Annotated in this window: 11 protein-coding genes, 1 tRNA gene and 1 pseudogene; 6 read left to right on the top strand and 7 right to left on the bottom strand. The window is 27.2% G+C overall.

All coding sequences use genetic code 11. From position 1 onward, the window contains the following. From F811_RS16760 to F811_RS0108710, 4 genes and pseudogenes are all read left to right on the top strand, one after another. Nucleotides 1–1080 (top strand): annotated as a pseudogene (locus F811_RS16760) (hypothetical protein); the annotation flags it as partial. An 80-nt stretch (nt 1081–1160) separates the two neighbouring features. Beyond that, nucleotides 1161–1838, top strand: coding sequence for an 8-oxoguanine DNA glycosylase (locus tag F811_RS0108720; RefSeq protein ID WP_020004867.1), 678 nt, complete (start codon nt 1161–1163; stop codon nt 1836–1838). A gap of 208 nt (nt 1839–2046) precedes the next feature. Then, nucleotides 2047–3171, top strand: coding sequence for a sialidase family protein (locus F811_RS0108715; protein ID WP_020004866.1), 1125 nt, complete (start codon nt 2047–2049; stop codon nt 3169–3171). 65 nt (nt 3172–3236) lie between these two features. Further along, nucleotides 3237–3665, top strand: coding sequence for a hypothetical protein (locus F811_RS0108710; protein ID WP_020004865.1), 429 nt, complete (start codon nt 3237–3239; stop codon nt 3663–3665). Nucleotides 3666–3731: 66 nt separating this feature from the next. Here F811_RS0108710 and F811_RS0108705 read toward each other — a convergent pair whose 3' ends face one another. From F811_RS0108705 to F811_RS0108695, 3 genes are all read right to left on the bottom strand, one after another. Beyond that, nucleotides 3732–4799, bottom strand: a complete 1068-nt coding sequence (locus F811_RS0108705) for a M42 family metallopeptidase (RefSeq protein ID WP_020004864.1) — start codon at nt 4797–4799, stop codon at nt 3732–3734. A gap of 367 nt (nt 4800–5166) precedes the next feature. Next, entirely contained in the window at nt 5167–5844 is a 678-nt protein-coding gene (locus F811_RS0108700) for a FliO/MopB family protein (RefSeq protein WP_020004863.1), read from the bottom strand. Nucleotides 5845–5857: 13 nt separating this feature from the next. Next, nucleotides 5858–5943: transfer RNA gene (locus F811_RS0108695), tRNA-Ser, on the bottom strand. Between the two features lie 172 nt (nt 5944–6115). Here F811_RS0108695 and F811_RS0108690 point away from each other — a divergent pair. Then, nucleotides 6116–9235, top strand: coding sequence for a type ISP restriction/modification enzyme (locus F811_RS0108690; protein WP_020004862.1), 3120 nt, complete (start codon nt 6116–6118; stop codon nt 9233–9235). A 67-nt stretch (nt 9236–9302) separates the two neighbouring features. On the opposite strand, the gene nagA is transcribed toward F811_RS0108690, so the two are convergent. Genes nagA through F811_RS0108670 form a run of 4 tightly spaced genes read right to left on the bottom strand, consistent with a single transcriptional unit; the run spans nt 9303 to nt 16458 of the window. Next, nucleotides 9303–11267: an N-acetylglucosamine-6-phosphate deacetylase gene (nagA, locus tag F811_RS15685; protein WP_020004861.1), complete on the bottom strand. Its 1965-nt coding sequence runs from the start codon at nt 11265–11267 to the stop codon at nt 9303–9305. An 11-nt stretch (nt 11268–11278) separates the two neighbouring features. Further along, entirely contained in the window at nt 11279–12052 is a 774-nt protein-coding gene (locus F811_RS0108680) for a sugar phosphate isomerase family (protein ID WP_020004860.1), read from the bottom strand. Nucleotides 12053–12067: 15 nt separating this feature from the next. After that, nucleotides 12068–14821, bottom strand: coding sequence for a hypothetical protein (locus tag F811_RS0108675; protein WP_020004859.1), 2754 nt, complete (start codon nt 14819–14821; stop codon nt 12068–12070). Between the two features lie 32 nt (nt 14822–14853). Beyond that, the gene (locus F811_RS0108670; RefSeq protein ID WP_020004858.1) at nt 14854–16458 is read right to left on the bottom strand and encodes a coiled-coil domain-containing protein; all 1605 of its coding nucleotides are present in this window, start codon (nt 16456–16458) and stop codon (nt 14854–14856) included. Nucleotides 16459–16644: 186 nt separating this feature from the next. Between F811_RS0108670 and secG the strand changes: the two genes are divergently transcribed. Continuing rightward, nucleotides 16645–17001: a preprotein translocase subunit SecG gene (gene secG / locus F811_RS0108665; RefSeq protein WP_020004857.1), complete on the top strand. Its 357-nt coding sequence runs from the start codon at nt 16645–16647 to the stop codon at nt 16999–17001. The last annotated feature ends 180 nt before the right edge of the window (nt 17002–17181 follow it).

Below are 17181 nucleotides of genomic sequence, written 5' to 3'. Positions count from 1 at the left end.
TTTGGTGTTAGCAGTTATAAAATTGTAGAGTTTAAAGATTATATATATTTAATAGGTTTAAAAGAAGATTTTGATGAGCAAAATCCAAGCGGATGCCGAAATGAAAGTCAGGGACCATTTACAACAAGTAAAAATGTTTATTATAGAATAGATAAAAATAAAGATACATCTATGGGTGCTAATTGGGATAAGATTAATACTCCTTGGGGACAAAGAAGCAATCTTAGTATTCGCTATGATGAAAATAAAATATATGTTACAAAAGGTGAAAGGGTATATTATGAAAATGATTCTTCTATTAGTAAATGGGTGGATAAATATGAAAAATTTGAAAATGATAATACTATATGGTCAACTACTGATGGCGTAAATTGGCAAGTAGAGCCTAATTCTTCATCTTATGATAATGCTGATTCGGTATATTCTCGTGATTCTTATATTGGAGGAGATTTACCACCTATACAAAAAAAGATAAAAACTCCTGAAGAGCCTAATTGGATAAAACTTGATAATGGAAGATATTATAAATCTGACAATTCTCCTTATTCAACTTATACAATAAATAAGAAAACTTATTATGTTCCTATACCTCCTTATGAAGAAATAAGAGCTGCTTATGACAGCGGGCAGGAATATTTTACTATTACAGAGGCTCATATAAAGAGTGCTGGGCTTAATCAGTTTTTGACTAAAAATAAAGAGCCGAATAAAGATGAAGATTGGACAGTTATCACTCCTATAGATTATACAGATAAATTAATGGTATGGCAAAGCGGCGGTGAAAATGTTATGCTTAATATTAATAATAAAGCAGTGCAGCTTGTAGACTATAAGCAAATAGAATATATGTATAATACTATTAAAGATTATTCTATTGTAATAAATGATTTGAGAAAAACAGCAAAAGAATTAAGAGATGGAACTTATTTTGATCCTTTTGTCAATAATTATGTAAAAAATGTACGTGCTGGTATGGAGTATGATGCTAGGGCTGATATGCTTGAGCTTTTAATGAATAACAGAGAATATATTATGCCCGATGAGGCTGTTACGCATTATACTGTGGAGTTTAAATATTAATAAAGTATTTTATATATTGAAATTTAATTTATATAGTAGTATCATCACTCTAATAATATTTTTAGTTTTAGAGGCTGATTATGGATAAGGAATATGCTAAACATTTGATGGGTATATATAAAGATAAAGTTCTTCATGAGAGAATGAAAAGAAGACTTGAATATTTTGAAAGAGTTTTTAAAAGAGATAATGATAAAAGACTTTTTGCTGAACTTGCATTTTGTATATGTACGCCTCAGACAAAGGCCAGAAGCGGGGCGGCTGCTATAATTGATTTGTATAATAATAATTTGCTTTTCAAAGGAAGTGCTGAAAAAGTAGCTAATATATTAATAAAACATGTTAGATTTCATAATATGAAGGCTGAAAATATAGTGCTTGCCAGAAAGATTTATTTTCCTAATGAAAAGTTTGTATTAAAAGACAGAATCAATGAAGCTTTAAAAAATGATACTATGGTAGAATTAAGAAATGAACTTGCCAAAGAAGTTAAAGGTTATGGACTTAAAGAGGCTAGCCATTTTCTTAGAAATATAGGGTTCGGGCAAAAAATCGCCATACTTGACAGACATATAATGCGTGTAATGGATAAGCTGAGCATTCTGCCTGAAGGTATGACGCCAAAAACAAGCCTTACAAAAAATAATTATCTAAGTTGTGAAGCAAATCTGGTTGAATATTCAAAAAGTGAAAAAATACCTATGGAATATTTAGATTTCGTATTTTGGTATGACGCTACTAATGATATTTTTAAATAATATTTAAGTTATTTAAATTTATTTCTTATTCTGTAGAATATGGATATTTTTTCTTCCTTTTGCTGCAATGATTTATAATCTGTATTTTCATTGTGGCAAAATGAAATATATTTTTATTAAATAGTTTTTCATTTTATATAAATCTTATTTTTGTATACACAGTATCTTTTATACCGAAAATTATTATATACAAATTTGAGGATATATTATGAAAATAAATATTTTAGACGAAACCATAATTTTTGAAGATAAAAATCTATATCCTGCTTTTCCTAGCATTATTAAACTTGATAATGATAAATATTTAGTAAGTTTCAGACTAGCGCCAAAAATAAAAAAACATTATTCTCATCTTCATTCATTAAGCAAATCAATGCTTGCTGTTATTAATAAAAATAGGGTAGAGAAAGTATTTGAGTTTGCTCAAGATGATGAAGCTGCAAAACAAGATGCACAGCTTTTTAGAATAGATGATAAAACTATAATGGCATACTATTTTAGATATACTTTTCACCCTATGAATGAAAAAGAATTATTCAAAGACTATACTTTTATAGAATATGACGCTACAATAGCATTACTTTCTGGAATAGGCGTATGTATAAGCTATGATAATGGAAAAACTTTTTCGAGTCCTTATATTATTAAAATAAATAATGATAATACTATAATGAAAAACTTTGCTATTAGAGGGAGTATGTGTAAATTAAATAATAGTGAAGTACTTGTTCCAATATACGCTTATAAAAAAAATATAAATAAAAATAACTCTAAATATCAATGTTATATTATTTCTACTAAAGATTTAATTAATTGGAAACTTAAAAGTTTTTTAGCTGAAACAGATTATAAAAAGATAGATGGAAAAAAATCAAAAATAGAATATGTTGAGCCTTCTCTTTTAAATTATAAAAATAATGTCATAGCTTTTATAAGAACGCATGTTAATAATGAATACGCCATTACTTCTATAAGTTATTCAAAAGATAAAGGCAAAACTTTTTCAAGCCCAATATTTACTAATATAAAAGGCTATCCTTTAAATCCTTTATTTTTAAGTAATGGTAAACTTCTTCTTACTTACGGATACAGATTAAAGCCTTATGGCATAAGAGCTATTTTACTTGACAATGCTGATGATATATTTGATATAGAAAAAATTAATTATAAAGCTTTAAATGAAGAGATAATAATAGACTCTTCTATGAAAAGTACAGACTGCGGATATCCTTGGTGTGCCGAAGATAATGGTATTATATCATGCGTTTATTACGGATATAAAGATAAAAATAAAATAAGAAAAATATATATGAAAAGGTTTACTTTTAATTAAAAATATTGTATAAAGTAAATATAACTATATGATAATGAATATTAATAGTGTTTTGGAGGTTTTATATGGACGATAAAGATATAATGGATCCTAGTGTTTATCAGATAAAACAGTCAGATTGGGAAGTTTTAGAAAATGATAATTACTATATTTATAAATTATTGGCATACAAATTATCATCTTGGAGTGAAGATACATATTTAATTGTAAAAGTTAATAAAGAAAATAATAATAAAGAGATAATAATAGATTGGAATAGTAAAGATTTTGTATTTGCTCATCATAAAACATTTTTCAGATTTGATAATGATTTACCTGATAATTTAGACTGTAAAGCAAGCGAAGATAGATTAAGCTCAGTAGTTTTAAAACCAGATTATGTTTATGATAATTTGCTTGATGCTGATATGCTAATAGTACGTGCTTCTTTAGAAAAAAGTAAAACTACAAGAATGTTTGATGTTTCAAAGTTTAGAAATATAGTAAAAAAATAAATATATAAAAAATGGCATTATGTTTTTTTATAGCATAATACCATTTTATTATTTAATTAACTTTTATTAAAATTCTTTTATCTTTTCTTTGTTTAGAGTTTTTATCAATTCTTTAGCAATATCAATAGAAGCTATTATATCATCATAAGAAGCATAACAGTAATGACTATGAGCATATCTTGTTGCTACACCTAATACTACGCTTGGAGAACCTAAATTAGTTTTATGATAAACAGCTCCATTAGTAGAACCTTTTTCACGTACAATCACTTGATGAGCTATATTATTTTTTTTAGCTATTCCTATTGTGTATTTATTTAATCTAGGATTAGTAATCATACCGCCATCAATCACTCTAAGCTGAGAACCTCTTCCTATAGCACCATGGGCTCTATCTCCATAATAAAATGTGTCATCTGCAGGTGAGCCCTCAAATACTATAACCAAATCAGGCTTTACTTTATTTGAGGCTACAGCAGCACCTCTTGCACCTACTTCCTCTTGGGCTGTCATCATTCCAACCAAATTAACATCTAGTTTTTCATCTTTTAAAGCTCTTAAAGTTTCTATTACGCATAAAGCACCAACTCTGTTATCTATTGCCTTAGCACATATACTTTTTGTTCTGTCATCATATCTAAAATCAACATCTGGAGCTATAGGGTCTCCTATTTGTATGCCGAATATTTCTTCAGTTTCCTTTTTACTTCTAGTTCCCACATCAATATACATATCTTTTAATGAAGGAAGTTTTCTTCTATCTTCGTCAGTCATAAAATGAGGAGGTTTTGAACCTATTACACCTTTAACATATTCTCCGCTTGAAGATTTTATTACCACAGAGTTTGATACTATATTAGGTATATGCCATCCTCCTAATGGTATAAAAGATATAGTTCCATTATCATTAATATGTTCTGCCATAAATCCTAATTCATCTATATGACAGTCTAAACCTACTATTGGTTTATTTCTGTCTATTTTATTTAACCCTAAATAAAGATTATTTATAGAATCTCTTTCACTGTCTATAAATGAAGTATTATTCTTTATAACTTTTATAACATCATCTTCAAAACCAGAAGGTCCGAATGCATTAGTTAAATCTCTCATTAAATTCAAAATATCATTCATTGAAATTCCTTTATTAAAATATTTAATTGCAAATATAATAAATCATCTGAATAAAATATCAATTAATAATTAGGTTTTATTATATACCTAAATTAATTTTTTTAATTTAAAATATTTGTAGGGTTTTGCAACACAGCTTCCAAGTTCTTTTATGACGAATGTTTGGCGTGCCGTAGGCAGGCGAGAACCATACTCTGTACGCCTCGCTCTACATGTCGTAGGCAAAGTGTAGTCTAGATTATATTATACATTTAATAAATATTAAAAAAATATAAAGTTCTGTCAATTGCATTTTTTATGGCGTGAAAAAGTTGAATAAAAAATTGACAAACTTAAAAATTTTCAGTATATACTATGTATTAATTTTTTATTTCTGACCATCTTCTTTATTGGTAGGATTATTCGAGTTAAGATCATGAAGTCTTTCTCTTATTTCAGAAGTAGTTTTTAAAGGGTCTTTTTCTTTCATCTTTGGCTGCTTGAACACAGAAAGAGTTTGATTTAATATATTTTTAAAGCTGTCATCTACAATATTATTTTTAGAATTAATATACATCATTTTAATCTGATCTTTAGTCTCTTTATCTTCAATTTTTGAAAGCATATTAATATTATGATCCGATATAGAAACTAAGTACATATCATCAACAATTTCTATTATAGAAACATATCTGTTAGGTGCTAATGGAGTAGTGGCAAGTACTTTTATAATTTCAGATGAACCAGATACTTTTTTTGATTTATTTTTCATATACATAAATACTAAATATATTCCAACTAAAGTAACTATAAAACCAATAATAGCTTTAAAAAACATCCAGCCGTTACTTACTTGGGCTCTGTTTTCTATATTTCTAATATCCTGAAGTATAGCAGGTTCATTAATATTGTTTGTATTGTTTAGCTGAGCATTGAAAAAATTTGTTTCTGTATTTTGTATATTTTCATTAGTAATTATTTGATTAGTTATTGTGTTATTATTTGTTTCCTGAGAAAGCGCTGCCATAAAAACAGCTAGGAATATAATAGAAATTTTTTTAATCATATATAAACCGATGCGGAGAGAGCGGGATTCGAACCCGCGGTAGGGGTTGCCTACGACAGTTTAGCAAACTGCTCCCTTCGGCCTCTCGGGCATCTCTCCATAACTATATATTTTCTCAAATAGTTTTGTTATCATAACATAAATATAATTTTTAGTCAAGTTCATATTTAATTAAAGTTTATTTTTTATTAGTTTGTTATTAGTTTGTATAGATGTATAATTTTGACAAATGGTATATTTTTTATTATAATATAAAATTAAGGATTATATTATGATTAAAGAACTATATTTATATTTAGAAGGCATAAAAGATATAACTACTGAAGATAAAGAGCATAGTTATAGAGCTTCTTTAGAGAGTTTATTAAATGGTATGAAAAATCATCTTAATTTTAATAAGATAAATATAAAACATGAACCAAACAATGATAAAGAGGGCAGAGGAGCACCTGATTTTTTAGTTACTATTGATTCTCTTGTTTTGGGCTATATTGAAAATAAAAGAGTAAATGCCAATCTTGATGAAATTATTAAAAGCGAGCAGATAAAAAAATATCTTCTTTTGAGCGATAATATTATAATTACGGATTATTTGAGATTTATATTAATTGATGAAAACTTAAATATTATTGATGAAGTTAGAATATGCGAATTAAGTGAGATTAAAAATTATAAAAAAATTAAACTTGAAGAAGTAAGTAAAAAACTTTCAGATATATTTAAAATATTTTTCTCAAGAGAGCCTAAACCTATAAATACAGCTTTAGAGTTTGCAGATGCTTTAGCTATGCGTACTAGAATATTAAGAGATGATTTATACGAACTTGAAAATAATAATCATATAGAGCGTTTATATAATATATTTAAAAGTACAATTTATTCTCAAATAGATTTTGCAGACTTTTGCGATAATTTTGCACAGACACTTACTTATAGTTTGTTTTTAGCAAGACTCAATACTAATGAAAAAATCGATTTATATAATGTGACTAAGTTTATACCTAAATCATTTCCATTAATAAGAGCTATGAGTAAATTCCTTCAGGATTTGGAAGAGTTAAATATTAATGACTTAAAAACTATAGAATGGCTTTTAAATGAAATAATAAATATAACTAATCATATAAATATTGTATCTATTGTAGAAGAATTAAATAAATATGATAATACAGTTTCGCAGAAAGATCCTTATATGCATTTTTATGAAACTTTTTTGTATAAATATAATCCAGAACTTAGAGAATTAAGAGGCGTTTATTATACTCCTCAAAGCGTAGTTAATTTTATTATTGATTCTATAGATATAGTTTTAAAAGAGTATTTCAATAAAAATAAAGGTTTAGGCGATGCATTAGAAAAAGAAACTAATATAACTCTTTTAGATTTTGCTACAGGAACAGGTACATTTTTACTTGATTCTTTTAGAAAATCTTTATCATATTATCAAAAAAACTCTGTTAAATATAACCCTAAAGAATTAATAAATAAATTTTACGGCTTTGAGTTTATGATAGCACCGTATACAATAGCACATCTTAAAATATCTCAAACACTTAAAGAAGAGTTTAATTATAATTTAGAAGATGATGAGAGATTAAATATATTTTTAACTAACACTTTAGAAAATATAGATTTAGATGAGAGCAAAGGGAAAAACAATATATTTGAAGAGCTTAATGAAGAGATGAACCTCGCACAAAAAACAAAAGAAAAAGAGATCCTTATAATAACAGGCAATCCTCCATACAGCGGAGCAAGTGCCAATAAAGGTATATTTGAGGAAGAGGTGAGAAAAGAATATAAAGACGGATTAGAATCTCCTCCTTTGGCTATAACAAGAAACGGTAAAGTAGAAAAAGAGAAAAATCCTAAATGGCTTCTTGATGATTATGTGAAGTTTATAAGATTTGCACAGCAGAAAATAGATAATCAAAAGGCAGGCGGAATATTCGGATTTATTTCTAATAACTCATTTTTAGATAATCCCACTTTCAGAGGTATGCGTTACAGCTTATTAAAAAGTTTTGATGAAATATATATTGTTAATCTTCATGGCAATACAAGAAAAAAGGAAGTATGTCCAGACGGCAGCAAAGATGAAAATGTATTTGACATAATGCAGGGCGTAAGTATAAATATATTTTTAAGACATACCCAAAATATAGAAGATGAAAAATTAATTAATGTAAACTCTATCACACATAAATACAGCAGAGAAAATGCAGCAGTTTATTATTATGACTTGTACGGAAAGAGAGAGTATAAATATAATTTTCTTCTTGATAATAATATAAAAAGTATAGAGTGGAGTAAATTAGAATATAAAGAGCCTTTCTTTTTGTTTGTCAAACAAGATGAAGAATTACGCGAAGAGTATGATAAATTTTATAGCGTAAAAGATATGTTTAGAATTTGTAATGTTGGTATAGTAACATCAAAAGATTCTGTATTAATAGGTTTAAACAAAGATAAATTGGAAGAGCAAGTCAAAAATTATTATAATGAATTTGATAGTTCTTTTATAGAAACTATAAATTACCGTCCTTTTGATAAAAGATTTGTATATTATGATACAGATAAAATAGAAAGGGCAAGAAAAGATATAATGGAGCATTTTCTAAAATATAATAATATAGGATTAGTATGTGATAGAGGTACTAAATTAAAAGAGATATCAAATATTTTTATTTCTGATAATTTGATTGATTTACACCTTGTAGGTTCTGGCAGTTATATATTTCCTATTTATATATATGACACACCTAATGCTAGAAAGGTTATTCAGTCTCAAGATTATGGAGATACTGTTTTATTTAATAAATCAGCTTCAAACCCTTTTGAAAATTCCAACAAAATAGAAAATTTTACGCTCAATTTTAGAAATTTCATCGACAAAAAATACGGCTCTCATTTCCCGCCTGAAGATGTTTTGGGATATATTTATGCTATACTCTTTCACAAAACTTACAGAACTAAATATATTGATTTCCTAAAAATAGATTTTCCTAAAATTCCTTTTACTGATTCTAAAGATATATTTATAAAATTAAGTTTTCTAGGTACTAAGCTTTACAATCTTCATTTGATGAAAGACAATGATTTGAATGCTGATATAGGAGAGGGTTTATACAAAGATGACAAAAATAACAAAATAGAAAAACCTGTTTATAATGAAAAAGAAAATAAACTATTTATTAATAAAACTCTTTATTTTGATAAAGTTTCAAAAGAAGTTTGGCTTTATAAAATAGGAGGCTATCAGGTATTGGATAAATATTTAAAATCTCATAAAGGCGAAGATATTGATTACTCATATTTTCAGAAGATTATACAGATTTTGTATAAATCATTGATTATAGAAAGTGAAATTTCGGCTATTGATTTTTTGTAAATAAAAGGCTTTAACTAAAATATATTTAATCAAAGCCTTTTTACAAACATTTATATTAATTTTTTATTTAAGCATGTGTTACCCATTCATGGTCATAATTATACTCTTTGTAGTTTCCTTTAAATACCACACCTTTTACTATTAGGTTTTCATCTAGTATCACTAAGTCAGCAATATGTCCTTCTTTTATTCTGCCGTATTTGTCATCTATACCCATAACTTTAGCAGGATAAAGCGAAGCCATTTTTAAAGCCTCTTCTACAGCAGCACCTACATGATTAACTACATTTCTTACAGATTGACTCATAGTAATTGAAGAGCCTCCCAAAGTACCATTATCATCAATAAGTCTGTTGCCGTCTCTGTGTATTTTTTTACCAGCCCAAATATACTCTTTTATCTCTGGGGCAGCAGCAGGAGCTATAGCATCAGTAACTATACATATATGACCTGTTTTTAATTTGTAGGCAAGCTCTACTGAGGCAAAATCACAATGCACACCATCACATATTAAACCAGCATACATGTCTTTAGTTTCAAGTACCGCTCCGACAGCACCGGGCTCTCTTGAACCCCAAGGACGCATAGCATTAAATAAATGTGTGGCAAAAGTTATTCCATAAGGTATTTTCTCTTTTATTTCATTGTATGTGCCGTTGGTATGCCCTACCGATACTACTTTACCAGCAGAAGCAAAAGCCTCTATAACTTCACCGTTTACCATTTCTGGTGCTACAGTAACCATTACACATTTTGAAGCATTGATTTTTTTTACCATCTCCATATTAGGCTCTCTTATAAACTTCTCATTGTGTATGCCTCTTTTTTCATGCGATATATAAGGACCTTCAAAATGTATTCCTAACACACCCATTACAGATAAATCTTCTATGTTATTGAATAAATCTATAATTTTTATCATATATTCATCACTGTTAGTAATGACTGTAGGTAAATATGAAGTACAACCGTATCTTTGGCAAACTTCATTCATATTTTTTAATGTTTCAACTGTTGGAGAAGCATTAATATCATATCCTCCAATGCCATTGACTTGTAAATCTATATATCCGGGAGCTACTATTTTTCCTCCTAAATCTATTCTAGTAATAACAGCATCAACATCTATTTCCTTTTCAACGCTTTTAATAACATTATTTTCTATAACAATACAATGTCCTTCTATAAACTTCTCACCATCAAATATTTTAATGTTTGTAAGAGCATAATAAGATTTATAAAGTCCTTTAATAAGCTCTTTAGGGTGAAGACTTTTGCTTTCTAAACTTTTAGCATATTTATAAGTTTTTACTTTCAAATCGCTGCTTGATTCCTCATCGGCAACAATTATAAGTTTTTTATGCTCCTGAAGTACAGAAGTAGGGTAGAACTGAGTAATAGCACCTTCCACACAATGAGCCAAAGCATCAGACACTTCATATCCGCTAGCCATTACAAGTACATATTTAGCATTAAAAGCCTCTTCAAAACCTAAAGTAAGTCCTTCTCTAGGAAACATCTCTATAGGCATATCAAACTTTTTAGCTTCATAGCTTCTTATTATTTCGCTTATTTTTTTATCCCTTACACTTCCTTCTAGTGAGGAGCTTGGAGTATTAAGAAGAAAACTTCCATCTTCTGCTAATGTATCTATTAATAATGTTATATTTCCTAATTCTTTTATCAAATTAGCCATTCTTTTGGCTTCTTCTTTTCTGTTTGCAACATTGCTGTCAAATAAATGCACATTCTCTCTAGGTATATCTATAAACTTTAAGAAATTATCCTCTAAATATTTCTGCGATATATTTGAGTCTATATATTCTCCAGATGAAACTATATGTATATTTTTGAATGATACTATATTGTCATTATAAAAAGATAATAGTTTTTGATAGTATGATTTATTAACATATCTTAAAGGAAAAGATAATACGAAAGGCTTATCAGTATCCGAATAATCTAATATACATTTTACTGTATAATATGCTGCCCATTCATAAACGCTTTCATTTGTAATAATGATTCTCATATCTATACTCCTTATTTTATATTTTTTTCTATTTTCATAAATACAGTTTGGCTTGAAAGTCTTAAAGAGGATTCATAATCAGCTATTACAGTAACATCACTATGTTTTTGAAGTTTGCTTAAAGGATATGAATCACTTATTCCATGTTCTAGGCATTCTCTTAAAGAACATGACTTTTCTATACCAGATGATGTAAGTAAAACAGTATCTACAATATCTATAAATCCCATACCCATGCTAAATACTGTAGTAGGTACTTCCTTATCTTCTGAAAATCTTTTTTTTATTTCGCTTATGGAATGTTCGCTTAAAGTTTTTATTCTAAACAGTGATGATAATGATGACATTCTCTCATTACCTGCTGAAGTAGAATCTGCTGTAAGAGAATACCATATAACATCAAATCTGCCTATTTTTTTGATAATTTCAAGCTGTTTATCCATTTGAGATTCGTCGCCCTTTCCATCAAATAAAAAAACATTTTCTTCTGGTATATCTAATTTTGATATAAGATTTTCCCTTAAAAAATATGCTTTGCTGTTTTTGTCAGTAGGGGAAAGTCCTATATATTCAGACTGCTGAAATATAAATATATTTTTGAAATTTATTTTGTAAGATTTAATATTTTCTATTATAGATTTATAAATATCTTTTGTATCATATTCGCTTGAAACAGATATATATAACTTTTCTTTTTTTTCCTGTTTCTTTTCTAAAAAATGCAGAATATGTTTAGCTGTAAAGTCAATATAGTCTTTATATGAATTAGCGATATATATATTCATAAAATAAGTCCTTTATTAATATGAACTTATTATAACATTTTCCCTATTTTCTGTATATACTATATTGTTTATTTTATTTGTATTATCTGAAGTATTTTTGTAGTTTTCTATGTTTATATTATAATCTTTGTATCCTGCTTTAAAGTTTAAATTTGTGCTTGTAAAGCTGTTTACAGTAATATTAGTATTTAGAATATTTCTTCTCATAGCTATAGGAACATTATTTTTAGGCATTGTTGTTACTATCACCCAAGGCTCAAACCTTTTAATATTTTCTTTTGTAGCAACTTCAGCTCTGTATAATATATTATTTCCTATATTAGTTTGAATAACCTTATACTCTAATTCATTTTGAGATAATACTTCCACATATGTAGATGAATAATTACCTTCTATAATAAATTTATTATTTTCAAGTACCATAGGAAGTTTTGAATTAAATGCCCATTTATATTTATATCCGTAAACATGATATTCTCTAGTGATATCAGGTAAGGCTTCAATATCTTCTTTTATTATCAAAATATTAGGTTTTAAATAATAAAATCTTCTGTCATAATTTTTTAGATTTATAGTATAAGTATACTGCTGATTTGCTTTAGCATGTGCATAAAACATTTTGTAATAATTTGTTATACTTTCTATATATGAATAGCTTCCAGTAATCTCTTCTATTTTCTCATTATCTATAGATATACCGTTATGAAAATCAGCATCTTTAAATAATTCATAATTGTTAGTATCAAAATTATATCCTAACTCATCAATTATAGAATCCCCGTAATTGTAATAAACAAAGCTCATTCTGTCATTATGATTAAGACCGAAAGAATCATTAACATTTCTTCCTTTTGCGTATATTGCTAAATAAGGAGCATTAAGAGTTTTTATATTTTCATTGTATATGGCTGTTTGTATTTTTTTTAAGAGCAATGTTTCATATTGAAATTCGGGATTAGAAGGCACATTGTCTCTAAGATAATAATTATTCCACATTAATACATAAGGCAGATATCTTAAATTTACAGATTCACTTTGTGCAAATACGGCATAATTTTTATATAATGGATTTGCACACATTTTACTTAAAAGCTCCATAACAGCACTTCTAGCACCAGTATCAAATCTTAATCTGCTTCTGTTATCTATGGCAGTGTATCCTATAGGCAATGTGTATCCAGAAGGATATCCTACTATAGATAAATACTTTCCTATATTTTGAAATGATTCTAAACTAAAAGCATCAAATATTCCAACATTTTTTAATGATAATGCGTATGTAAATATAGGAAGAATGGTATCAAATGCTTCACTTATAGAAGATTTAAAACTGCCGTCTTTTTCAAACATAGAAAATATCATTCCATTAATATAATTCATAGCAAAATAATGCCAATTTCTAATTTGATCCTGATTAACATTTTCATTTAGCATGTTTATAGCTATTAATCCCAATGCTGAAGCGTATTTTATAGTGTCTTTTTTTCTATATTCTGCAGGATTTTCAATTATATAATTATAAAGAGTTTCTCCATATTTAATAAACTCCTGTTTCATTAAAACTATTTCTTCTGGAGAAAACTCATCATACATCAAATCAAAAGGCATAAGAAGAGAATTAGCCAATATAGTAACAGCATCTATTTCTTTATAATTCGGTATATTTGCTTCATCTATGTTTACTATATCCCTTATCATCTGTTTAATTTCATATTTTAATAAATTATTATTAGGTTCAAATGCTGCTTTTAATGACATAAGCATAGCATGAGAAGGAAGGTCTTCAAAGTTCAGTTTATTAGTATCATTATTATTTGTGTACGATATATTATTAACTGACCATTTTCCCATATTTGAAGCTGTGTATAATTTGAATGCATTTATATTTCTAAGTAGGGTAGATGCTTGAAGGCGGTTTTGTCTGTATAGTAAATTATATAAAACATCAAATGTCTGTTTATCTATAAATACAAATGGTCTTTTTATATTAAATGTTTTATTTGTTATTGGTACTATTTTTGTACTGCTGTCATCTATAAAGAAATGATATATTCTTCTTAAATTTGTGTCTCCGTTTTCATCGAATGCTATATACCATTTTCCGTTTTCTAATTGATTGGTCATAGAAAAGAAACTATTATTTCTTAATGTATATTCATAGCGTGAAGAAAAAGAAAGCTCTTTTGATACGGATATTCTTGTAAGTGTAGTTCTTTTATTAACCATTATAAAAGGAGGATTACTTTTAGCTATATGTCCGCTCTCTGGAAGTATTAAGGCAATATTTTCTCTTGAGACTCTTTTATCCTCATTTTCTGCTATTGCAATTTTTACTGTATCTTTAGTATCCGTATTTCCTATGCTTTTTATACTTACAGAAAGCTCATCGATTTTATCTTTTTCTAAAGGAGGATTAAAATTAGTGGCATATATTGTAAGGTTTATATTTCTATTAACTAATGGATTTTCTATATTAAATGTTTTTTTTATATTATTTTCATTTACTTCTATATTTAATTGAATAGGTATATTGTCTGTGTCTATATTGTAAGTTAATATTATGCCGTTTTGTATTTTTACTGATTTACCATATTTTAATGATATGTATTTAGGATATTGTTTATTATATTCTGGGTATGAAATAGTATATGAATTATCTCTTTTGTCATAAACTGCTTCTATTTCTCTGTCATATATTTTCTTTTTAGAACAGGAAAAGATAATAGGTATTATCAATATTATTAATACAATTTTTATAATTTTTTTCATTACTATTTTTTATATCCCCAATTTTTTGTATACTATTCCATTCTTACTCTATGAAGACCTCTTAAATAGTAAGTAATGTCTTGTATATTTTTATCTATCATTTGCTTGTATTCATCAGGTATATTTTGATCTCTTATGAGTTTGAACATTTCAAGACCTTCCTGCAAATTACCGAACAAACTTATTCTAGCAGCATTTCTTAATATTCTTTTATATTTAGAATAGTATGTATTTTCTGGCATATTATCAAAACCATAAGTAATTACAAGTTTCTTCTCATAATCATCTATGTCATCTAAAAGCTTCATTCTCATAGTAGGAGTTTCGCTTGCAGGTTTAAGCTGAGTTTCTGGTTTTGCTAATTTAGCACTTTCTTTAGGGGCTTCTACTTTTACTGTAATATTAGGTTGCTGGGCTGGTGTTTGAGGAGCTTGTGCTGTGTCCTGAGGAGCTGCAACTATAGTCTGTCCGCCTGAAGGAGGAGTATATCCCTCATTAATTTCTACACGGCTATTTTCTATTTTATCTATTATAGTAAAAGGTCTTTTGCTTAAATTTTCATCTTTACTGCTGTCAGAATCTTCAAGTCTGTTTTCAACTAGATTTTCTAATTCTTCAGAGGCTTTATTTAATCTTTCTTCACCTTCAGACATTATAGGCTGTGCTTCAGAACTTTCTTTTTCAATCTCTTCTCTTTCTTTTTCTTTCTGCTCCCTGTAATCGTCCATAGCAGCACATAATAGAGTAGCCAATTTTGTTATGCCTTCTTCTGTTTTGGCATCCATATTAGAAAGTAAATTGCCGTTTTCTTCATTATTATCTTCATCATCAGCAAGATAGCTTTTTTTCATTGTTGAAGCTATATCTTTTGCAGAGCTTTTTATATCGCCTCTTATTTCTTTTAATTTTTCTTCTTCTTTTTTTAGAAGTTCTCTTTTTTTATCTAATGCTTTTGATTCTTTTTCTATCTGCTTTAATATTTTTAAGTTTTCTTTATATTGTTCTTTATCTTCTTTTGATAATTTATTAGTGTTTTTCTTAGCATTTTTTAATTCTGATACTGCTTCTTTTAATTTTGCTTTTAATTCTTTTTTCTCCTGTTCTGATTCAAGTAATTGTTCTCTTAGAGCTTTTATTTCTTTTAATGTTTCTTTATCAGTTTTGGCAGTTTTTGAGGCAGTTTCAGTTTTTGATTTTAAAGCTTCTTTTGCTTTTTGTTTTAATTCTTCATTTTTTAATTCTATTTTTCTTTTTTCTTCTTCTAATTTTTGATTAGTTTTTTCTAATTTTTCTAATCTTTTTTGAAGTTTATTAATTTCAGCATTGCTATTTTGAGTTTTAGCAGGTATAGATTTTTTTGATTCTAAATCTTCTATAATTTTTTTATATTTATTTTCTATTTTCTTTTTTTGTATATCTACAACTTTTTTGTATTTTTGATTAAGTTCTGCTATTTTTTCTTCAGACTGTTTAAGTTTTAATTTTAATTCTTCAGACAATTCTTTGTATGAAATTCTGCCTGATACTTTTTCTTCTGATACTGTTTTTTTTACTGGTTTTGCAGTTTTAGTAGTTTTTGATACTGCTGAAGTTTTTTTAGCTGTATTTTTTTTTGTATCTGTTTTTTTTACTGCCATATAAAGTACCTGCCGTTATATTTTAATCCTTATTAGTATTAACGGAAAAAATCAAAATTTAATAAAGAAAAATATTTATATATATTATACATTAAATTTAATACTTTTAAACACTTGAAAAATATTTTATAAATGGTATAATTATACGAAATAATTTTTAATTAATAAAGTTTTAAGGAAATATATATGAATGCTTTGCTTACTTTAGGAATAGTTGTTTATTCTATAATATGCGTGTTATTAATATTGCTAATTATTATACAAGGCGGTAAAGCAGAAGGTTTATTTTCCAGTGCTCAGGCTAATGTTTTGGGAAGCCAAAGAGGAAATGCCCTAACTAAAGCTACTACTTTTCTTTCTACTATATTTATAGTGGGTGCTCTTCTTATATCTGTTGCTATAAGTACTCAGAAAACTGCTTTTGAAAATGTAACTACTAATACAGCAACTACTACAACTCAGCAGCAGCAGCAAAATACTCCTTTGTCTGCTCCTACTAATACTGAAACTTTACCTAATAATACTGCTTCTTCTAATCAGTAAATAATATTGTTTAAATATATTAAATCATATTTAGTTCTCAGATTATAATATTATTTCTTAATATGTATTTTTGGTGTTTGTATATAGTATTCAATTTTAATAAAAATAGTTTTACTTCTTAAAAAGTAGATTATAATGATTAAAATTATTATTGTCATAAATTAGTTTTGGAATAAGACT

Source organism: Brachyspira innocens ATCC 29796 (genome assembly GCF_000384655.1).
GTDB classification, from domain to species: Bacteria; Spirochaetota; Brachyspiria; order Brachyspirales; family Brachyspiraceae; genus Brachyspira; species Brachyspira innocens.
Note: the sequence above shows the minus strand (reverse complement) of the source record. Positions and strands in the feature narration are given on the sequence as shown.